General features: G+C 36.9%; 23 protein-coding genes and 6 tRNA genes. 23 read left to right on the top strand and 6 right to left on the bottom strand.

The features are described 5' to 3' along the window. The first annotated feature begins 20 nt into the window (after positions 1-20). The 5 genes from UN64_RS18020 (at position 21) to UN64_RS18000 (ending at position 2,853) form a co-directional block, all read left to right on the top strand. Positions 21-797 (top strand): metal ABC transporter ATP-binding protein, encoded by a 777-nt coding sequence (locus tag UN64_RS18020; RefSeq protein ID WP_245802081.1) that lies wholly within the window; start codon positions 21-23, stop codon positions 795-797. 12 nt (positions 798-809) lie between these two features. Continuing rightward, positions 810-1,652, top strand: a complete 843-nt coding sequence (locus tag UN64_RS18015) for a metal ABC transporter permease (protein ID WP_077365414.1) — start codon at positions 810-812, stop codon at positions 1,650-1,652. A 32-nt stretch (positions 1,653-1,684) separates the two neighbouring features. Then, the gene (locus UN64_RS18010; protein ID WP_077365452.1) at positions 1,685-2,080 is read left to right on the top strand and encodes a Fur family transcriptional regulator; all 396 of its coding nucleotides are present in this window, start codon (positions 1,685-1,687) and stop codon (positions 2,078-2,080) included. A 69-nt stretch (positions 2,081-2,149) separates the two neighbouring features. Beyond that, positions 2,150-2,362 carry a DUF1540 domain-containing protein gene (locus UN64_RS18005; RefSeq protein WP_077365412.1) on the top strand — a complete coding sequence of 71 codons (213 nt, stop codon included), beginning with the start codon at positions 2,150-2,152 and terminating at the stop codon, positions 2,360-2,362. A gap of 122 nt (positions 2,363-2,484) precedes the next feature. Further along, on the top strand, positions 2,485-2,853 hold the full coding sequence (locus tag UN64_RS18000; RefSeq protein WP_077365410.1) for a hypothetical protein: 369 nt from the start codon (positions 2,485-2,487) through the stop codon (positions 2,851-2,853). 316 nt (positions 2,854-3,169) lie between these two features. On the opposite strand, the gene ispG is transcribed toward UN64_RS18000, so the two are convergent. After that, a complete protein-coding gene (gene ispG, locus UN64_RS17995) occupies positions 3,170-4,270 on the bottom strand; it encodes a flavodoxin-dependent (E)-4-hydroxy-3-methylbut-2-enyl-diphosphate synthase (protein ID WP_077365408.1) in 1,101 nt (366 codons plus the stop codon). 93 nt (positions 4,271-4,363) lie between these two features. After that, positions 4,364-4,684, bottom strand: coding sequence for a LysM peptidoglycan-binding domain-containing protein (locus UN64_RS17990; protein WP_077365406.1), 321 nt, complete (start codon positions 4,682-4,684; stop codon positions 4,364-4,366). Between the two features lie 168 nt (positions 4,685-4,852). Here UN64_RS17990 and UN64_RS17985 point away from each other — a divergent pair, with 168 nt between their 5' ends. Beyond that, positions 4,853-5,728, top strand: a complete 876-nt coding sequence (locus UN64_RS17985) for a DUF1002 domain-containing protein (protein ID WP_077365404.1) — start codon at positions 4,853-4,855, stop codon at positions 5,726-5,728. A 33-nt stretch (positions 5,729-5,761) separates the two neighbouring features. On the opposite strand, the gene UN64_RS17980 is transcribed toward UN64_RS17985, so the two are convergent. Beyond that, positions 5,762-6,304 (bottom strand): DUF1189 family protein, encoded by a 543-nt coding sequence (locus tag UN64_RS17980; RefSeq protein WP_077365402.1) that lies wholly within the window; start codon positions 6,302-6,304, stop codon positions 5,762-5,764. Between the two features lie 189 nt (positions 6,305-6,493). On the opposite strand from UN64_RS17980, the gene UN64_RS17975 reads away from it, so the two are divergent. From UN64_RS17975 to UN64_RS17935, 9 genes are all read left to right on the top strand, one after another. Continuing rightward, on the top strand, positions 6,494-8,098 hold the full coding sequence (locus UN64_RS17975) for a Na/Pi cotransporter family protein (RefSeq protein WP_077365450.1): 1,605 nt from the start codon (positions 6,494-6,496) through the stop codon (positions 8,096-8,098). Between the two features lie 68 nt (positions 8,099-8,166). Then, positions 8,167-8,649: a DUF456 domain-containing protein gene (locus tag UN64_RS17970; RefSeq protein ID WP_077365448.1), complete on the top strand. Its 483-nt coding sequence runs from the start codon at positions 8,167-8,169 to the stop codon at positions 8,647-8,649. 150 nt (positions 8,650-8,799) lie between these two features. Further along, positions 8,800-8,874 (top strand) — tRNA-Asn (locus UN64_RS17965). A gap of 4 nt (positions 8,875-8,878) precedes the next feature. Further along, positions 8,879-8,955 (top strand) — tRNA-Met (locus UN64_RS17960). A 21-nt stretch (positions 8,956-8,976) separates the two neighbouring features. Then, a tRNA-His gene (locus UN64_RS17955) sits at positions 8,977-9,052 on the top strand. A gap of 32 nt (positions 9,053-9,084) precedes the next feature. Then, positions 9,085-9,161: transfer RNA gene (locus UN64_RS17950), tRNA-Ile, on the top strand. 7 nt (positions 9,162-9,168) lie between these two features. Continuing rightward, a tRNA-Ser gene (locus UN64_RS17945) sits at positions 9,169-9,261 on the top strand. Positions 9,262-9,342: 81 nt separating this feature from the next. Beyond that, a tRNA-Phe gene (locus UN64_RS17940) sits at positions 9,343-9,418 on the top strand. 213 nt (positions 9,419-9,631) lie between these two features. Further along, positions 9,632-10,243 carry a superoxide dismutase gene (locus UN64_RS17935; protein WP_077365400.1) on the top strand — a complete coding sequence of 204 codons (612 nt, stop codon included), beginning with the start codon at positions 9,632-9,634 and terminating at the stop codon, positions 10,241-10,243. 2 nt (positions 10,244-10,245) lie between these two features. Here UN64_RS17935 and UN64_RS17930 read toward each other — a convergent pair whose 3' ends face one another. Further along, a complete protein-coding gene (locus UN64_RS17930) occupies positions 10,246-10,521 on the bottom strand; it encodes a hypothetical protein (protein ID WP_077365398.1) in 276 nt (91 codons plus the stop codon). A 100-nt stretch (positions 10,522-10,621) separates the two neighbouring features. Here UN64_RS17930 and UN64_RS17925 point away from each other — a divergent pair, with 100 nt between their 5' ends. The 7 genes from UN64_RS17925 to phoU all read left to right on the top strand — a co-directional run bounded on the left by UN64_RS17925 (position 10,622) and on the right by phoU (position 18,719). Beyond that, complete coding sequence (locus UN64_RS17925; RefSeq protein WP_077365396.1) at positions 10,622-11,899, top strand: MFS transporter; 1,278 nt, start codon at positions 10,622-10,624, stop codon at positions 11,897-11,899. 122 nt (positions 11,900-12,021) lie between these two features. Then, on the top strand, positions 12,022-14,076 hold the full coding sequence (locus UN64_RS17920) for a penicillin-binding transpeptidase domain-containing protein (RefSeq protein WP_077365394.1): 2,055 nt from the start codon (positions 12,022-12,024) through the stop codon (positions 14,074-14,076). Positions 14,077-14,305: 229 nt separating this feature from the next. Beyond that, complete coding sequence (locus tag UN64_RS17915; protein WP_077365392.1) at positions 14,306-15,265, top strand: PstS family phosphate ABC transporter substrate-binding protein; 960 nt, start codon at positions 14,306-14,308, stop codon at positions 15,263-15,265. A gap of 98 nt (positions 15,266-15,363) precedes the next feature. Then, complete coding sequence (gene pstC / locus UN64_RS17910) at positions 15,364-16,320, top strand: phosphate ABC transporter permease subunit PstC (RefSeq protein ID WP_425590128.1); 957 nt, start codon at positions 15,364-15,366, stop codon at positions 16,318-16,320. Beyond that, complete coding sequence (gene pstA, locus UN64_RS17905) at positions 16,320-17,198, top strand: phosphate ABC transporter permease PstA (protein ID WP_077365390.1); 879 nt, start codon at positions 16,320-16,322, stop codon at positions 17,196-17,198. Before pstC ends, pstA begins: the two co-directional genes overlap by 1 nt. Positions 17,199-17,246: 48 nt before the next feature. Beyond that, a complete protein-coding gene (gene pstB / locus UN64_RS17900) occupies positions 17,247-18,035 on the top strand; it encodes a phosphate ABC transporter ATP-binding protein PstB (RefSeq protein WP_379847419.1) in 789 nt (262 codons plus the stop codon). Between the two features lie 24 nt (positions 18,036-18,059). Continuing rightward, complete coding sequence (phoU, locus tag UN64_RS17895) at positions 18,060-18,719, top strand: phosphate signaling complex protein PhoU (RefSeq protein WP_077365386.1); 660 nt, start codon at positions 18,060-18,062, stop codon at positions 18,717-18,719. A 50-nt stretch (positions 18,720-18,769) separates the two neighbouring features. On the opposite strand, the gene UN64_RS17890 is transcribed toward phoU, so the two are convergent. After that, on the bottom strand, positions 18,770-19,234 hold the full coding sequence (locus UN64_RS17890; RefSeq protein ID WP_077365383.1) for a hypothetical protein: 465 nt from the start codon (positions 19,232-19,234) through the stop codon (positions 18,770-18,772). Between the two features lie 20 nt (positions 19,235-19,254). Next, positions 19,255-19,446: a hypothetical protein gene (locus UN64_RS17885; RefSeq protein WP_066290945.1), complete on the bottom strand. Its 192-nt coding sequence runs from the start codon at positions 19,444-19,446 to the stop codon at positions 19,255-19,257. A 374-nt stretch (positions 19,447-19,820) separates the two neighbouring features. On the opposite strand from UN64_RS17885, the gene UN64_RS17880 reads away from it, so the two are divergent. After that, positions 19,821-20,462, top strand: coding sequence for a DUF4912 domain-containing protein (locus UN64_RS17880; protein ID WP_171978967.1), 642 nt, complete (start codon positions 19,821-19,823; stop codon positions 20,460-20,462).

Below are 20,462 nucleotides of genomic sequence, written 5' to 3'. Positions count from 1 at the left end.
ATTTTACAGGGAGGATTATTGTGGAGAAAAAATTAAAGAATCCAGCAATTTTTGTGGATGATTTATCCTTCCATTATGGAGAAAAAAACGTTCTTGAACATGTAACGATGGAAGTAAAACAAGGTTCTTTCTTAGGTCTTGTGGGTCCAAACGGATCAGGGAAGTCAACACTCATAAAATGTATTTTAGGTTTATTGAAACCGCAGCAGGGCAGCGTATCACTTTTTGGTGAAAAAGTTCAAAAATTTAATAAGTGGGAAAAAGTCGGATATGTATCTCAAAAAGCAAATAGCTTTAATACCGCATTTCCTGCTACAGCATTTGAAGTGGTTTCAATGGGGTTGTTTGGAAAGGTTGGTTTATTCCGCTTTTTAAAATCCTCTGATAAAGAGAAGGTATGGGATGCTTTAAAAGCTGTCAATATGGAAGCTTTCGCAAACCGAAATATAGGGGAACTCTCCGGGGGCCAGCAGCAGCGAATCTTTATAGCTCGGGCGTTGGTCAGTGATCCCGAACTTCTAATTCTAGATGAGCCTACAGTTGGTGTGGATATCGAATCTTCTGAGTCATTTTATAAAATGCTAAAGAATTTACATCGTGAGAATAAAATGACACTCGTCTTAGTCACCCATGATGTCGGTGTAATGACTAACTATGTTACTGATGTAGCTTGTCTAAATAAGCAGATCCATTTTCATGGTAACACAAAAGAATTTGAAGAAAGTTCTTCGGAAAACATGTCTGCTTTTTATGGGCATCATGTTCATGTCATTCATCATGACCATGATCACGAGTAAGGGGATGAACGGATGTTACCTTTTTTAAAGTATGAATTTCTGCAAAATGCATTTTTAACAGGAATTATGGTCGGCTTGCTGGCTCCAGTGTTAGGAGTATTTATCGTTGTTAGGCGGCAAGCTCTTATTGCGGATGCTCTTTCGCACATAACACTGGCTGGAATTGCAGCAAACCTGCTGCTCGGAAAGTGGTTTGCAGTATTTGCCGGAGCTAATCCGATATACATGGGTATGGCTTTCTCTGTTGGAGGTGCTGTTTTTATCGAACAGCTTCGAAAAGTTTATAAGCATTATGAAGAATTAGCAATCCCGATTATCATGTCAGCTGGAATAGGTTTAAGTGTTATTTTTATTTCAATGGCAGATGGATTCAATACAGATCTGTTTAATTATTTATTCGGCAGCATTATAGCGGTTAAGCAATCGGACGTTTGGACTGTTTTTGCAATACTAGTGGTTGTACTTGCATTTGTTTTCTTTATGTATAAAGAGTTATTTGTTCTGTCTTTTGATGAAGAACAGGGTAAGCTTTCAGGAATCAGAAGTAATTGGATATTGATTGCATTTATGGCTATTACAGCGTTAGTCATTGCTGCATCCATGAAAATTGTAGGAATCCTTTTGGTTTCTTCTCTTATGACTCTACCCGTAGCAGCAAGCATTAGAATCGCTACTGGATTTAAACAAACGATTTGGTTGTCAGTTCTTTTTGGTGAAACTGCAGTCATCGCTGGAATGTTTTTATCCTATTATCTGGATCTGGCGTCTGGTGGTACAATTGTAGTATGCCTGATTATTATTTTGAGCTTGTCTATATTCTATAAGAAGCTTATGGGTTCACGGAAGGCGGGATAACTGTGAAATTCACATTAACAATTGATGATGCAATGGATTTGTTAAAAGAAAAAGGATACAAATACACAGAAAAACGAAAAGATCTTCTTACCCTCTTTGCACGTGAAAAAAGATATCTTTCTGCAAAAGATGTTCAAGAATGTCTAAAGAGTCAATATCCGGGATTAAGTTTCGATACGATCTACAGAAACTTAACAACATTCGTTGAACTTGGACTACTTGAAGAAACAGAATGGGAAGGTGAACGGAAATTCCGGTTCACTTGTTCCCATAATGAGCATCATCATCACTTAATTTGTTTAACTTGCGGAAGCACAAAGTCCATTCATACGTGTCCGATGGAAGTGTTAAACAGTGAATTGAATGGGTTTGATGTCACTGGTCATAAATTCGAGATCTATGGTTATTGCAGAGATTGCAAAGAATAAAATTAAGAATTTTTTTTAAGTATGCTCCTCCTTTATTTTAGCCAAGCTATAAGTAAAGGAGGTTTTTTTATGCCTGAGGTTAAGTGTAATGTATCGAATTGCACCTATTGGGGTGAAGGAAACAACTGTATCGCTGATGCGATACTTGTTGAAATTGACAGACATGCAAATAATTCTTATGACATGAGTGCCACTGGAGAATTAGTTGGAGAGGCTGCTCACAAAGATCATGCACATGATCCAGCTGAAACATGTTGTCATACTTTTAAATCAAAACATTAAGGAAGGGGCCTGCTATGTAGGCCTCTTTCCTTTTTGAATCAATCCCCATAACTTAACATCTATGAAATGAGTCAATTAATGCCATAATAAGAACGCTCCTTAAGACAAAAAGAGGGGGAAACATGATGGCAGATGACAGAAATGAACGTAATATAAATGAAGTTGACTATCGGGAAGAGATGGCAGCTGAAGCTGTACCCGTAAAAAGTGATATGGTTTATCCTGAAAGCGAACGTCCTCGTTTAGCAGACAGAGACCATAGGCGCGGGCATGAAGAAGAACGCGAAAGAGAAGGCGGAAAAGCAACAGGTGTAATTGCTTTAATCCTCTCTGTTCTCTCTTTGTTTATTGCTCCAGTTTTGTTTGGGGCAGCAGGTATTATCGTTGGATTTGTGGCCAGAAGACAAGGTGCGAATACTCTAGGGAATTGGGCAATTGGACTCGGCATCGTTTCCATAATCATTTCTTTATTTTTCGCACCATTCTTTTAACGTAAGAAGGAGCAAAGAAGAAGCTGAGGCTTCTTCTTTTTTATCTTGCATTTCACGGTTTTGTCGAAAAATCGATAAATGCAATTTAACGTGGGATTTCAAGTGTCTAACGTGGGATTATTTAAATAAACGTGGGATTTTTTCTCATTACCGTGGAATTAATCTTTTTCTTGATAAAACTGTTCATTACATACAAACAAAAATTAATATTGTACATATAGAGCAGACAATACCCTTAATTTAACTCCTCAATTTCACAGAATCGTGCATCCTTTCTTGTTTTAAGCAAAAAAAAGCCCCCGTATGGGGAGCTTTTTTATGCTTGCTGTGCTTTTAATTTTTCTTCATGTGCTTTTGCTAAAATATCGACTTCTTTTTTCAGCTCATCCAGCAACTGATCTTCTGGAATTTTTCGTACAATTTCACCATGTCTGAAAAGCAAACCTTCGCCGCGAGCGCCTGCAATACCGATATCAGCTTCTCTTGCTTCCCCAGGACCGTTAACTGCACATCCTAAAACGGCTACTTTAATCGGTGCACGTACTTTTGAAATATACTCTTCGACTTCATTTGCGATTGAAATAAGATCTATTTCTATACGTCCACATGTTGGACATGAAATTAAAGTTGCTGCATCTGAAAGGAGACCGAAGGATTTTAATAATTCCCGGGCAACTTTAACTTCTTCAACAGGATCGGCACTTAGTGAAATGCGGAGTGTATTTCCGATACCTTTATGAAGAATTACGCCAAGACCGGCTGCGCTTTTTACAGTTCCTGCGAAAAGTGTACCTGATTCAGTTATCCCAAGGTGCAATGGGTAATTGAATGCTTTAGAGGCCTTTTCATATGCTTCAATAGCTAAATTAACATCAGATGCTTTCATCGACACGATAATATCGTGAAAGTCCAGTTCTTCTAAGATCCGGATGTGTTCGAGAGCACTTTCTACCATGCCATCTGCGGTTGGATAACCGTATTTTTCAAGATACTTCTTTTCTAATGAACCAGCATTAACACCAATGCGGATTGGAATACCTTTTGCTTTCGCAGCTTTTACAACAGCTTCAACTTTTTCCCGTCTTCCAATGTTTCCTGGGTTAATTCTGATTTTATCAGCTCCGCCTTCAATTGCTTTAAGGGCTAGCTTATAATCAAAATGAATATCAACTACCAAAGGTATGCTGATCTGCTTTTTAATATCTGCAATTGCTTCAGCAGCACGCATATCCGGACATGCAACTCGGACAACCTGGCAGCCGGCTTCTTCTAAACGTTTTATTTCAGCGACTGTAGCTTCAACATCATGTGTTTTTGTAGTCGTCATACTTTGTACGATAACCTGGTCAGTTCCTCCAATTGTTAAAGGTCCGACTTTTACAGGTCTTGTTTTAGAACGGTGGGTGATTTCACTCATTTGGTGAATCGCTCCTTTTATCAAATTGACAGTATTATTCTGTCCTATCATCAGTTCATTTTAGCAGGGATTATTTTGTTTTGACAAGTATTGTTACCTTTCCGCCTTTTTATATATAGGAAATTTATATGTTTTTCCTAATTGAATGTTTTCAGGATTGACTCCTGGATTCAGGGATTTAAAGTCTTTTATCATTGTTGTGATGGAATATCCACCTTCAGAATTTAGTTCTTCTACTACTGAAATTAAGGTATCTCCAGGACCAGCTTCATAAGTTTTATAATTATTATTTTTTTCTGTTGTTTGAATTTCTGCATTCACCGGTTGAGTTTGAGGGAGTGTCCCAATTTTAAGATCGTACGCAACCACATATAGAATTAGAAGAATTGAACAGCCTGTCAAAAAACGTTTCATATTTTCCCTCTCCTTTCTCATATTGAACTATATGCTTGTCCCATTTTTTTATGACAAATTAAAAGTGACTTAGGTACAAGCATTGGTGTAAAATGGAAAGGTGCAATGGACACAAAATAAATTTTCATACGTATCAATGTAGTTGTACCGAGGGGAGAGGTTAACTGTATGAAAAAGGCAAAAATATTTGCATTGCTGTCAATTATAGCTGCTGCGTTATTTATAGCTCCATTAAAAATGTTTGCAGATGCAGCTCCAGGAGACATAATTGTCACACTAGGACAAAATCTTACAGATGAACAGAAGAATTCACTTTTAAAAGAGATGGATGTACCTGCGGATGTCCAAACCGTAACGGTAACAAATGAAGAAGAACACAAGTACTTAGGTGATTATATATCGAAGGCTCAAATTGGTTCAAAAGCTATATCATCTTCTAAAATTACAGTAGGCGAAAAAGATCAGGGGCTCACTGTTGAAACGAACAATATCAATTGGGTAACTGAAGAGATGTATATGAATGCATTGACAACAGCAGGTGTTACGGATGCTGAGATCTATGTAACAGCACCATTTGAAGTTTCTGGAACAGCTGCTTTGACTGGGATTCTTAAAGCATACGAAACAACAGCACAAATCGAAATACCAGAAGCTCAAAAACAAGTAGCGAATGAAGAAATGGTCAAAACTGCAGAACTTGGGGAAAGAATTGGTGCAAAAGAAGCAACTGAGCTTATGACTCGAGTAAAAGAAGAAATTGCAAAAAATCCGGTACAATCTGAAGACGATCTTCGAGCATTGATTGAAAAAGTTGCGAAGGACATGGGAATCGAACTTACCCAAGAAGAATTAAACGGGCTGATTGCTTTGTTTAATAAAATGAAAGACTTAAATATTGATTGGGATCAAGTTCAAAGTGATTTAAAGAACATTAGTGAAAATTTAGGTGATTTTTTAAATAAAGAAGAGACACAATCTTTTATTCAAAAAATACTCGAATTTCTAAGTGCATTAATTGAAGCTATAAAATCATTATTTAAATAATGACATTATAAAAAGCGGCTGCAAAGCCGCTTTTTATTTTTTAACTGGAGACTTATTTATGGCAATAGCCAAAATAATGAAGGTGAGACCCCAGAATAAGAAAAAGGAGTAGGGAATATGCACATTCATTAAAAAGATAATTGTTAATAATACAACGGGAAGGGTAATTGAATAACAAGACATAACCCATAAATGCCGGTATGAAAGATTTTTGTTAAAAACTTTGGAGATAGGAAGACCGATTCCTGACAATACGGATACACCAGAAAACAATATGCCTGAAAATATGATATACATCGCTAAGTAAATTACGACTATTATAATTGGTAAAACACCGTTAACAGAAGAAGCAAAGTCCTGCATCTGGCCGGGGTTAAGACCATAGTTTTGAAAATTTTGTAGCGGTTTATCTTCCGCGGCAAATAAACTGAACAAGAATATAAAGAGTACAGGAAGTATACATAGGAAGGTTAAGGACAAAACATATATAATGGTGCTTCCTACACCTAATAAACGGAAGTTTGAAATTGCTTTTGTGGAAAATAAACTTCTTAAAAATCGGATATGTAATTTCATTTAAAAGCTCCTTTACAGTATGGCTTTTTTAGTGTACCTGAAGCACAGAAATCCGACAATATCTAATTAATTGTAAAGGAAATGTTACAAATTCCGGGTTTTTGTTTACATAAACAACACAAACCGAGATAATGGCAAAGGTCGATAAAAGTTAGGTATAAGGAGCTGTAAATATTGAATTATCAAGAAATGTTATTTCAGTTTATTGGAGGACTGGGGATCTTCTTATTCGGTATTAAGTATATGGGAGATGGTCTTCAAAACTCTGCTGGAGATCGATTACGGGATATACTTGATAAATTAACAACAAATCCTTTTATGGGAGTTTTAGCGGGAATATTTGTAACAGTTTTGATTCAGAGCAGTTCTGGTACAACCGTTCTTACTGTTGGACTAGTTAATGCAGGATTTTTAACATTGCGCCAAGCTATTGGAGTAATTATGGGTGCGAATATTGGAACAACAGTAACCTCGTTCATTATCGGTTTTGATGTTGGAGCATATGCTTTGCCTATTATTGCTGTTGGTTCTATTTTAATATTCTTCTTTAAAAATCCGAAGTACAACTATTTTGGTCAGATCACATTTGGATTTGGTGCGCTCTTCTTAGGTCTTGAACTCATGGGTGACGGGATGAAGCCATTGAGAAGTCTTGAAGCATTCCAGGAATTAACCGTTTCAATGAGTGATAATCCAATTCTTGGTGTTGTTATTGGTACTTTATTTACGGTAGTAGTTCAATCTTCAAGTGCAACGATTGGTATTTTACAAGAACTATATTCACAAAACATGATTGATCTTAAAGCCGCATTGCCTGTTCTATTTGGTGATAATATTGGTACAACGATTACGGCTATTCTTGCAGCAATTGGAACAACAGTTGCAGCTAGAAGAGCAGCTTTGACACACGTTATCTTTAACTTGTTAGGGACAGTCATCTTTTTAATCTTACTTGTTCCTTTTAGACACTATATTGAATTTTTATCAGGAAAACTTAACTTAGAACCAGCTATGCAGATTGCATTCGCACATGGTACTTTTAACCTTGCAAACGTATTGATTCAGTTCTGGTTCATTGGGTTACTGGCATTAATTGTGACAAAAATCATTAAAGGCGAAGATACTTTAATTGAGTACAAAGCCAAACATCTAGATGAAATCGTACTAGAAACATCACCTGCTATGGCAATCAGCCAGGCTAAACAAGAAATCATCAGAATGGCTAACTATTCACAAGCTGGTCTAAAAGAAGCAATTGCTTACCTTAATGAGAAAGACAAAAAGAATTCTGACTTAGCTCTTCAATATGAAGAAGCAATAAATAATTTAGACCGCCAGATCACATCTTATCTTGTGAAATTATCTGCGCATCCATTAACACCTCAAGAATCAAACGAACATTCTATGCTTCTTGATACATCACGTGATATTGAACGTATTGGTGACCATATGGAAAACATTATTGAGTTAGTAGATTATCAGCTTCGTAATAATGTACGTCTGACAGATACCGCTAAACAAGATTTAGATGAGATGTTTACTTTGACTGTATCTACAGTAGATAAAGCTGTAAAAGCTTTAGAAGAAAACAATATTGATCTTGCGAAAGAAGTACTAAGTCAGGAAGACAAAATAGATAAAATGGAACGCACGCTTCGCAAACAGCATATTATTCGCATGAACGAAGGCGCATGTGACGGAAATGCCGGTATCGTATTCGTCGATATTATTAGTAATTTAGAGCGAATTGGGGACCATGCAGTAAATATTGCAGAAGCGGTATTAGAGAAGTAAAATGAAACCCAGGAGAATTTTTTCTTCTGGGTTTTTCCTTATCATTATTTTTGAAAGGTGTTGGTGATTTGGAAACTGTATATTGGATCTTAATTGCAGTTGTATTTGTTATCAGTTTTCTAGCACTGATCTATCCAATCCTGCCAGGAGTATTATTTTTAGCAGCCGGATTCTTGATTTATGGATTTGCTTTTTCTTTTGAACCATTTTCACTATTATTTATTATCATACAGGTCTTATTGTTTATCAGCTTATTTGTTGTAGATTATGTTGGTAATGCATATGCAGTAAAAAAGAAAGGCGGTTCTAAAGCAGCTTTATGGGGGAGCACAATAGGGCTGATCGCTGGTCCATTCGTTATACCAGTAGCAGGAATACTCATAGGACCATTTTTAGGTGCTGTGCTTGCTGAATTGATCTTCCATAAAACAGGTTTTAAATCTGCGGTTTCAATTGGTATAGGGACTGTTCTTGCTTTTGTAGGAACGACGATCATTAAAGTATTTACTCAGGCTTTGATGATTGGTTATTTTTATTACCAAGTACTATAAATCGACCTTGCTTAATCCTCTTTCGCATGCTATATTATTTTTGTTCTAAAAAAGTACATGTGTTCGTTTGAATTACTTTTAAAATGTTATTGACATTAACAGAGTCAACGTGCTATAGTAGTTCTTGTCCTTAATAATGTTAATTCTTATTCCACAGTAGCTCAGTGGTAGAGCTATCGGCTGTTAACCGATCGGTCGTAGGTTCGAGTCCTACCTGTGGAGCCATTTTGGCGGTGTAGCTCAGCTGGCTAGAGCGTACGGTTCATACCCGTGAGGTCGTGGGTTCGACTCCCTCCGCCGCTACCAAAATGTTTTTTCATCACGATGGCGGTCGTGGCGAAGTGGTTAACGCATCGGATTGTGGTTCCGACATTCGGGGGTTCGATTCCCCTCGTCCGCCCCATTTCTATTTTACATAACTAATATTTTTTACATGGACCCTTAGCTCAGTTGGTCAGAGCGGTCGGCTCATAACCGATTGGTCGTAGGTTCGAGTCCTACAGGGTCCACCAAAGTCGAGGAGGTATACCCAAGTCCGGCTGAAGGGATCGGTCTTGAAAACCGACAGGGGTGTAACAGCCCGCGGGGGTTCGAATCCCTCTACCTCCTCCATATTTTTTGTCTCGACGGATTTACCAACAGTCATTTCTTTTATAAGAAGAGACAGGTTGCCAACGGACAGTTTAACAACGTGGCTCGATAGCTCAGTCGGTAGAGCAGAGGACTGAAAATCCTCGTGTCGGCGGTTCGATTCCGTCTCGAGCCACCATAAGTATACATACTAAAACCTTACGAATCGTAAGGTTTTTTTGTTATATAAAAGAGTAAAGTGTTTAAGAATTGAAAGTTTGGAGTAAATTTGATAAGGTAAAATTGTTAAATCACTTTTTAAACAAGTAAGTTGATTAAATGGTTTCACTTTTCAAGATTATCCTTGAAAATGAAAATAAAAAACACTACATATTATAGGGAGGAAATGAACATGGCTAAATTTGAACTGCCTGCATTACCTTATGAATCTAACGCACTTGAACCGCATATTGACAAAGAAACAATGGAGATCCACCACGGTCGCCACCACAAAACGTATGTTGATAATCTTAATGCGGCACTTGAAGGTCAATCTGAATTTGAAAACAAGTCTCTAGAAGACATTCTTTCAAACCTTGATTCTCTTCCGCAAAACATTCAAAATGCTGTAAGAAATAATGGCGGCGGACATGCTAACCACAGTCTTTTCTGGAAAGTAATCGCACCAGGCGGAGCGAACGCACCATCTGGCGAGCTTGCTGATAAAATCAACAGCAAGTTTGGAAGCCTTGAAGCGTTTAAAGAAGAATTTGCAAACGCAGGTAAGACAAGATTTGGATCTGGTTGGGCTTGGTTAGTTGTAAACAATGGTGAGCTAGAAGTTACAAGCACTCCTAACCAAGACAACCCTGTTATGGAAGGTAAGACACCTATTCTTGGCTTGGATGTATGGGAGCATGCTTATTATTTGAAATATCAAAACAAGCGTCCTGATTACATTGCTGCGTTCTGGAATGTAGTAAACTGGGATGAAGTTGAAAAGCGTTATAACGAAGCAAAATAAGTTTAATGAAAGCTGCTGGCATCCCAGCAGCTTTTTATTATGCCTTTATCATGTATCTCGTAATTTTTAGCTAATTTTATTAATAAGTCATCAAGCAATAAATTCCCGTCTCCAAAAGAGACATAAGACTGAATGACCATTAGGTTTCTTGCTTTAAAAAACCAAAAACGATCCCCAGTCGTTTCTAAAGACTCTTCATTTTTCCTCGAATACAATACATCTTCTAAATCTAAAGGAATACATGATTCCTCATCATGGTAAATCCAATATTCAAACATATTTCTGTCTCCTTATACAATAAAAGCCAATTACTTAAATAATGAATAGCCCTTTTACTCTTGAAAGACACTAACGACGATATGTAAAGGGGCGAATAACATGATATGGAAAAAATTCATGGAGGACGACCAATACCCTAGAGATCTTTTTTTACTTCTGTTTGTCGGCGGTTTATTTACGCTAAGCACTGCATTATCTAACACATTTGTTAACATTTTTTTGTGGAAGCAATCCGGTGAACTTAAAGATATCGCTTATTATAATCTATCTATTGTAGTCATGCAGCCTGTCGCTTTTTATTTGGCAGGGTGGTTTGCTAAAAGAATTGACCGGGTGATTGTGTTAAGAATTGGTGTTGTCATTCTTGCGTTGTTTTATATAGGTGTTCTTTTTATGGGTTCCCTTGCAAGTCATTATTTGTTTGCGTTAGGGGCCATGTTGGGTTTCGGTCTAGGATTTTATTGGCTTGCCTTTAATGTTCTGACGTTGGAAGTGACTGAACCTGAGACTAGAGATTTTTTCAATGGATACCTGGGTGTATTGAATTCGTTATCTGGTATGATTGGTCCTTTAAGTGCAGGGTTTATTATTACAAGGATGGACAAACATTTAGGATATGAAACCATTTTTACTATTTCAATGGTTTTATTCTTAGTTGCTGTGGTAATCAGTTTCTTTTTAAAAAGAAGAAAGGCCGATGGGCATTTTGGATTAAAAGAAGTCTTTCAAGAAAGAAGAAATAACAATGCTTGGTTCCAATTGTTGAATGCGCATTTCTTTCAAGGATTGCGGGAAGGGACCTTTATTTTCTTAATTGTAATCTGGGTTTATACGACCTCACAGAGCGAATTTGCACTTGGAACATTCGGGTTTGTTCAATCACTTGTATCATTTATTGGGTACTATATCGTTTCTCATTATTTAAAGCCATGGCATAGGAAAAAAGGAATCTTTGCTGGCGGATTATTATTGTTTATCTCTCCATTTATGCTTCTTGTACCTGTTTCTTTCACACTGCTAATTATATATGGCATATCTGTATCTATAGCGTATCCGCTTCTTCTTGTTCCATATGTTTCATTAACGTATGACATTATTGGCAAATGCCGGGGGATTTATGAAAAAAGGATTGAATACATTGTAGTTCGGGAATTTTTCCTTAATGCGGGAAGAATATTTTCAATCCTTATATTTTTATTTGTTATAAATGTTCTTTCAGAAGAAAAGGGTATTCCGCTTTTATTGCCAATACTGGGTGCAGGGCATTTCCTGATTTACTTCTGCTTAAGAAATATATCTATACCAGCCAGTCCAGCCGAACAAACAATAGAACTTGCAGAAACTCAGCAAGATGGCAATAATCCAAATAAACAATAATTAACTTTTGACATACTAACTAGTCTAAGGATACTATTGTTATGTAAAGATAATAACCGGTTGGCTTTAGGACACCTTTTTTAAAGGTGTTTCTGCTGTTTTAAAGGGAGATTTACAATATTATGAAATCAAAATCAAATAAAAAGAAAAATCACGTACCGATTCGAATGAATGCCTTGTTTTTATCGGTATTTTTTCTCTTTTCAGTGCTGGTATTAAGATTAGGCTACATACAAATTGTTAAAGGTGAAGAATACAAACGGACCGCGTACCTAACAGAAAATGTAACAACAAAACTTGATGCCCCGCGAGGTAAAATGTTTGATGCTAACTATCGAGTAGTAGTGGATAATGAGCCGGTATTTTCGATAACGTACACAAGAACACGTGAAGCGGATGCTGAAAAAAGACACGAAATTGCTAAAAAAATGGCTGAATTGATCGATAAAGACTCGGAAGAACTAACAGAAAGAGATAAAAAGGATTATTTTATCTTTCTAAATGAAGAAGAAGTAAAGAAGAGAATATCAGCTGCCGAAAATGAAAGCACTCCTCCTGAAGAGCTTTATGATTTAATGCTCGAAAAAGTAACTCAGAAAGACGTTGAATCATTAACGAAACAGCAGCTTGAAGTCCTCGCGATTAAAAGTGAGATGGATAAAGGGTATACACTTTCCCCTCAAAGAATAAAAATTGGTGCAACCAAAGAAGAAATCGCTTTAATCAGTGAACACCTCCCTGAGTTAGAAGGTGTAGATATAAAACCTGATGCAGAACGTTCTTATCCATTTAAAGATTCTTTCAGGGATATATTCGGACAAGTAAAACAAATACCGAAATCAAAAATGGATTATTACACTTCTAGAGGTAATGACCGAAATGATATGGTTGGTACGAGCTTTTTAGAAGAACAATATGAATCGGTTCTTCGTGGAACGAAAACAAAAATCAAATATGTTACGGATAAAGTAGGGAATCCTGTGGGTGATCCTGTCGAAGAAGATGGTGCAAGAGGAAGCGATCTTGTATTAACTGTAGATATGGAACTTCAGCAAAAAGTCGAAAAGGTTATTGAAGAAGAATTAAAAGAAGCTATTCGAGGTAAGTATGCTTATGATAACAAGGAATTAAAAAATGCTTATGTGGTTATGATGGATCCTAATACAGGCGAAATCTTATCCATGGCTGGTAAAGAGTACAATCGGAAGACAGGCAAATTTAATGATATTCCATTCGGCAACATCTATCATTCGTATGCGATGGGGTCCACTGTTAAAGGAGCTACTGTTTTAACAGGATTACATGAAGGTGTTATTGAACGTAATACCGTAATCAATGATGCACCGATCAAATTTGGTGACGGAAGACAATTAAAATCACATGCGAACATGGGACCGGTTGATGCAATTGAAGCGTTGGAAGGATCTTCGAACATTTTTATGTGGCACATTGCGATGCGTCTCTCAGGCTATGATTATGCAAACAAACGCTTTAATGATCATAAAGTGAGAGAAGCTTTTGAAATACTGAGAAATTCTTATAGTCAATTTGGTCTGGGCGTACCTACGGGAATTGACTTGCCTTCTGAGGCAACAGGTTATAATACAGGAATGAGTAATGAATTGTTCCAAGCAATGTTTTTCTCGATTGGGCAATTTGACACATATACACCTATGCAGCTGGCACAATACGTTTCAACAATTGCTAACGGCGGTTTAAGGATGCAGCCGCATTTGTTAAAAGAGATTAGAGAACCATCTGTGGATCCGAATAAATTAGGCAAACTTCTATATCGTTTTGAACCAAACGTTATGAATAAGATTGAAATGAATCCTAGTGACATTGAAGTCGTTCAAAAAGGTTTTTACGAAGTAATGCATGGATCTAACGGGACAGCGGCTTGGATATTTAAAGACAAAGAATACAATCCAGCAGGAAAGACAGGGACAGCAGAAGTCAATAAGGAAACGGGTCTAGAAAACAAAACACTGGTCGGCTATGCTCCATATGAAAACCCTGAAGTAGCGTTCGCGGTAGTCGTACCTGATATACGAGAAGGCTACACAAACAATGAAATTGCAGAAGGTGTTCTGGACGCGTATTTTTCAATGAAAAAAGAAGGTATACCAGCAGAACCTGAATCTAATCAAACGAACGAGAACAAAGAATCGCGCTGATCAGTGCGGTTCTTTTTTTGTATAGTTTCAAGCGATGAGTAAAAGAATAGGATTATATTCAACAAAATTCAGTCTTAACAATCTCTTTACAATTCATTAAAACCTAATTAATAATCCAGGTTTATTGTAGTAAGTGTAAGAAAGAAACAAGCATAAGGGATTCATGACCCGAGATAAAAAATCTCTAACATGAAAAAGTTGAAAATTACATTTAGGGGGACCTATCAAGATGAAGAAAATGAAGTCTGTGTACCTATTAGCTGTAATGTCACTAATTTTAGTTTTCGCAGCAGCATGCGGAAATAAAAGTGAAGATGGAGCAGCTGGCGGCGGAGATCTAAGCGGTAAAATTAAAATTGATGGATCATCCACAGTATTCCCAATCATGGAAGCTGTTTCTGAAGAATTCCAAGCTGCAAATCCTGATGTAAAGGCTACAGTTGGAGTTTCTGGTTCTGGCGGCGGCTTTGAAAAATTTGTTCGTGGAGAACTTGATCTTTCAAATGCTTCTCGTCCGATTAAAGAAGAAGAAAAAACTGCAGCAAAAGAAAAAGGTATTGAATTTACAGAGTTTGAACTTGCTAAAGATGGTTTATCAGTAGTTGTTTCAAAAGAAAACGACTTTATCGATCACCTTACAGTAGATGAGCTTAAAAAGATTTTCCTTGAAAAAGATGCAGCAAAAACTTGGGCTGATGTTCGTGAAGGATGGCCGAAGGAAAAAATTGAAGTTTTTGCTCCTGGTACTGATTCTGGAACATATGACTATTTCGATGAAGTAATCCTAGAAGAAAAACCTATGCGCCGTGATGCTCAGCTTTCTGAAGATGACAACGTTCTTGTACAAGGTGTTACTGGTTCTAAAGATGCAATCGGATTCTTCGGTTATGCGTACTATCAGGCAAATAAAGATAAATTAAAGGCTGTTCCAATTGATGGCGGAAATGGTCCTGTAGAACCAAATCCTGAAACTATCGAGTCCGGTGAATACGCTCCACTATCCCGTCCGTTATTCACATATGTGAATAACAAATCAGTAAAAGAGAACGAAGCAGTTTATGAGTACATGAAGTTTACTCTTGAAAATGCTGGTGAACTTGCTTCATCTGATACGATTGGATATGTGTCTCTTCCAAAGGAAAAATACGAAGAGCAAATGAAAAAGCTCGATGAACTTGCAGGTAAATAAAAATTCATATGGAATAACTTAACAAAATAATAAAGGTGAGGAGAATTGCTGCTCCTCACCTTTCACCTGTTTAGTATTATCGAATTATAGGAGGGCTATTGGTGTCAAGAGATAAAACAAACCAAAAATCGATCCGCTCTATGATTCAGGAGAATAAATCTTCAAGAAGTCAATCGGCGGTAATGGAAAAGGTAGTTCCAAAAATCTTTTTGATCTGTGCTATTATTTCTATTTTTACTACACTAGGCATTGTTTTTACACTTTTAACTGAAACTTTTACTTTCTTTAACCGAGTATCAATCGTTGAATTTTTTACAAATACACGATGGTTCCCTTTCACTGCGGATAAAAATGCTGATTATGGTATTCTCGCACTTGTAATGGGTACTCTTACAGTAACAGCTATCGCAATGGTAGTTGCAATTCCAGTTGGTCTTGCAGCCGCGATATATTTAAGTGAATATGCTTCAGCAAAAACAAGAAAATTAATTAAACCTATTTTAGAAGTATTAGCTGGTATACCTACAATTGTATACGGATTTTTTGCACTTACTTTTGTCACTCCGTTATTGGATAGCATTATACCTGGGGGAATTTCGATTTTTAATGCGTTAAGTCCCGGTATTGTGGTTGGAATTATGATCATTCCTATGATTGCTTCTTTATCAGAAGACGCAATGAACGCTGTGCCAAACTCTATGAGGGAAGGCGCAATGGCATTAGGAGCAACACGTTTTGAAGTTGCTATGAAAGTCGTGCTTCCAGCTGCTCTTTCAGGTGTAATGGCATCCTTCGTATTAGGAATTTCACGTGCCATCGGTGAAACGATGATCGTTACGATTGCCGGTGGATCTAGACCTACAGCAGATATTAATGTAACAGAATCTATTCAGACCATGACTGCGTATATCGTTCAAGTAAGCCAAGGAGATACGGGGTATGGGACGACGATTTATTACAGTATTTATGCGGTAGGGATGACATTGTTTGTTTTTACACTAATTATGAATTTACTTGCTCAGTTTATTTCCCGCAAGTTTAGGGAGGAATATTAATGAGTTTAATTAATAAAGAGTCAGTTAAGAAAAGAATGGGAAGCAGAGTTGCTGCCAACGGGTTTGCGAAGTTTCTTTTTATTCTTGCAACTAGTTTTTCTTTAATTGTTTTAGGCGTTTTGATCTATAGAATCTTAGTTGATGGATTGCCATATTTAAGTCTGGATTTCATTACAAATTTTGCTTCGAGAATGCCTGAACGCGCTGGTATTTGGGCAGCACTTTTAGGTACGATATGGATAATGGCTGTTACAGCCCCTGTTTCGTTTATTCTTGGAGTCGGTACAGCAATTTATTTAGAAGAATATGCAAAGAAAAATGCTTTTACAAAATTTGTCCAAGTAAATATTGCTAACTTAGCTGGTGTACCGTCCATTGTTTTTGGACTTTTAGGATTGACGATTTTTGTGAGATTAGCGGGACTTGGATCAAGTGTACTTGCAGGTGGATTAACAATGAGTTTATTAATTCTTCCTGTAATCGTTGTTGCTTCTCAAGAAGCAATCAGAACAGTACCTAAAGAAATTAGGGAAGCTTCTTTCGGAATGGGAGCAACTAAATGGCAAACGATCAGAAGAATCGTATTTCCTGCCGCACTTCCTGGAATTCTTACAGGTACAATCTTAGCCTTATCACGTGCAGTAGGGGAAACAGCTCCGTTATTGGTATTAGGGGCATTAGCATATGTAGCGTTTGTACCAGAAAATCTATTCTCGCAGTTTACTGTGCTTCCGATACAGCTTTATAACTGGACGAGCAGACCTCAAGAAGACTTCCATATGCTTGCAGCAAGCGGAATTATAATCTTGATGATTATCTTGCTCATCATGAATTCAATCGCTGTATACATTCGAAATAAATTTCACAAACGCTTCTAACAGAGAGAAGGAGGACTTAAAAACATGGATATTACAATTAATAAACAGTTGGTACAAAAGGATATTAAAAAGGAAGAACAGTTTACACCTGTTTTCAAAATAAATAACTTGAACTTATGGTACGGACAAGATCATGCCTTAAAAGATATTAAATTTGATATACCTGAAAAGCAGGTAACAGCAATCATTGGGCCGTCTGGGTGCGGTAAATCTACATTTATTAAAACACTGAACAGAATGGTTGAGATGATCCCAATCGTTCGCATGTCAGGAGAAATTGTTTACAGAGAAAAAAATATCTTTGATCCGAAGTACGGAGTAGAAGAACTTCGTACACAAGTTGGTATGGTGTTTCAAAAGCCAAATCCTTTCCCAAAATCGATCTATGATAATGTAGCTTATGGACCTCGAATCCATGGCATTAAAAATAAAAAAGTTTTAGATGAAGTTGTTGAAAAAAGCTTAAGAGGTGCGGCTATCTGGGATGAAGTTAAAGACCGTTTAAACGAAAATGCTTACGGACTATCAGGCGGACAGCAGCAGCGTCTATGTATTGCGCGTTGTCTTGCGATTGAACCAGACGTAATCTTAATGGATGAACCAACATCTGCACTTGATCCAATCTCTACATTAAAAGTTGAAGAGCTTGTTCAAGAGTTGAAAAAGGATTATAGCATTGTTATCGTTACTCATAACATGCAGCAAGCAGCTCGTATTTCAGATCGTACAGCATTCTTCCTTAATGGAGAAGTTGTAGAGTACACAGATACCAGCACATTGTTCTCAAACCCATCTGATAAACGAACCGAAGATTATATTACAGGACGTTTTGGCTAATAAAAGGGAATAGGAGTGGGATAAATGGTTGTTCGTGAAAATTTTCAGCTTCAATTAGAAGAAATGAAAAATGCTATTATTCAGATTTCAAAGCTGACAGAGGAAGCTTTGCTAGAATCTGTAGAAGCTTTAAAAACTCAAAATCTTGATAAAGCATTAGAAGTAATTGAAAATGATAACAGAATCAATGTCTTAGAAGATGAGATCAATGATATGGCAATCCTTTTGATTGCAAAACAAGCTCCTGTAGCGTCAGATTTAAGACGTATTATTGCAGCTATTAAGATTTCATCTGATATTGAGAGAATGGCTGATTTCGCAGTAAATATTGCAAAATCAACGATTCGAATCGGTAAGCAAGAACTTATTAAACCACTTGAAGAACTTCCAAAAATGGCGCATCATGCTATTAAGATGCTGACAGTCTCAACAAAAGCATATGTGGAAGAAGACGTTGCTTTGGCAAAAGAACTTGCTGATATGGATGACTACGTTGATGAAACATATGGAAAAATTATTAAAGAGCTTCTTGAATTAATGACCAAGAATCCTGATCACCTTTCACAGATTAGCCAGCTGCTTTTTGTATGCAGATACATCGAGCGTACAGCGGACCATGCAACGAACATTGCTGAAAGTATTATTTTCTTAGTCAAAGGCAAGCGATACGGATTGAATGATTAAAGAAAGAGAGCAGGCGTGAGATACGCCTGCTCTTTTTATGTAATAAAAATTTAAGAACTTGTTATTTCTTTAGCTAATTCATCAAAATTCATGCTGCTGTTCACCTGATGAGATTCAGCTCTGACAGCACCTTCTAAGTTATTAGACCTTAAGTACTTTAAGAATTCTTTGCTGTCCTTAATAATGTTTCCTTTTTGAAGAAGATCACAAACCTCGCCAGTACTCATACCTTGTGTGATTGTTAAAGTCATCTGAAAAACTTTATCTTCTTCCTTTTCAGGTTCAGCATCGGCTTCTTCTTTTGCAGGTGCAGCCGCTGCACTTTCAGCTTCTGTTAAAGAAGTATATTCCTCTTTTGAAATCGCCAATTCGCCTTTTTCAGAAAGATATTGTTCTACTGCTGTATCCGTTAATTCAGTACGGTTTTCTGTATCCGCTGTGTAATATACACCAGCTAATATTCCAGTAGAAATTATAATACCAGCTGAAAATCCGCGAAGGTTTTTGCTCGCCATACTAATTTCCCCTCACAAATTTAGTTCTTATCGTTAATCATCATTTCATCTTCAAGAACTTTTAGCTTCTTCTTAATTTGATAGATTTCTTTCATTAATTGAATCGTAAAGTTTTCAAGCTGTGTTTCAACTGAGTTTTCACGATTTTTTCGAAAGGAAAGAATCAAAAGAATAATACCAACTAGCAATAATCCAAAAATTGCAAACTCCATAATATCCTCCCTGTAAATAAAGCTATACCCTTTACTTTTATAACATAGTATCTATTTATGGTATAGGTTTTTTCACAAAAGTTTACACAAAATACAACATTTCGACTATTTTCTTGTCATAATATAAATTTATAATCCATAAATTAGAAAAAAACACGTGTTTTTGTGTAATTTTGTCTAAATTTCAGAATAATCTGATGAAGCAACCGGTTACAAAAACTTTACATAAACTGTAATCTCAAGCAGGAGTTGAAACCGTCAATTTTCGACTTTTTTGACACATTGTATATAAAAATATCTAATGATACGATTATTTAAAATCTAAGAATAAGTATAAGTTTACTAGAATAATTGATTAAGATGAGGTGATGAACTTGATCGAAGATATTGTGAAACTAAAGGAAAGAGGACTTACGCTGCAAGAGATTGCTGAAAGAATGAATATGTCTTTAGGCAAGGTTCAATACCGCTGGAATAAATACCGGCAGCAGCAATCGCCGCCTGAAGAGATTTTTGCTCCATCACAAGAAATGACAAAAGAAAAATGGTCAATGCCATTTGAGTATAAGGAAGCAAACGCTTGTCTTATGCCGCGTACACCTGAGAGTTTGTATGTATATTGGAGCTTTTCAGAATCGGTCAAGATTATGGCTGAACACCACTTTCGTACAAAGTGGGAGGAGCTTCCTGGTGTTTTAAAAGTATACGATGTCACGGATATTCTATTTTATGGGCATAACGCACACAGAACATTTGAAATAGATATTCCTCCTATGACAAACAACTGGTTCCTTCATTCATTAGAGCCTGACCGCACATACATTGCAGATATTGGAACCCGCACATTCGACGGCAGCTTTTTTACATTGTTGCGTACAAATCCAGCTGAAACTGGTGCGAACGAAGTGAACAGTTCTTACGATGAAAAGATAGAACGATGGAAACAGCAGGATATATCACAGCCTGAATGGCTTGAAAATTTTTCAACTTATTCATACTATCAAAAAATCAGATAG

Source organism: Fictibacillus arsenicus, from assembly GCF_001999465.1.
Classification (GTDB): Bacteria; Bacillota; Bacilli; order Bacillales; family Fictibacillaceae; genus Fictibacillus; species Fictibacillus arsenicus.
This window is presented reverse-complemented; position numbering and strand designations above follow the sequence as displayed.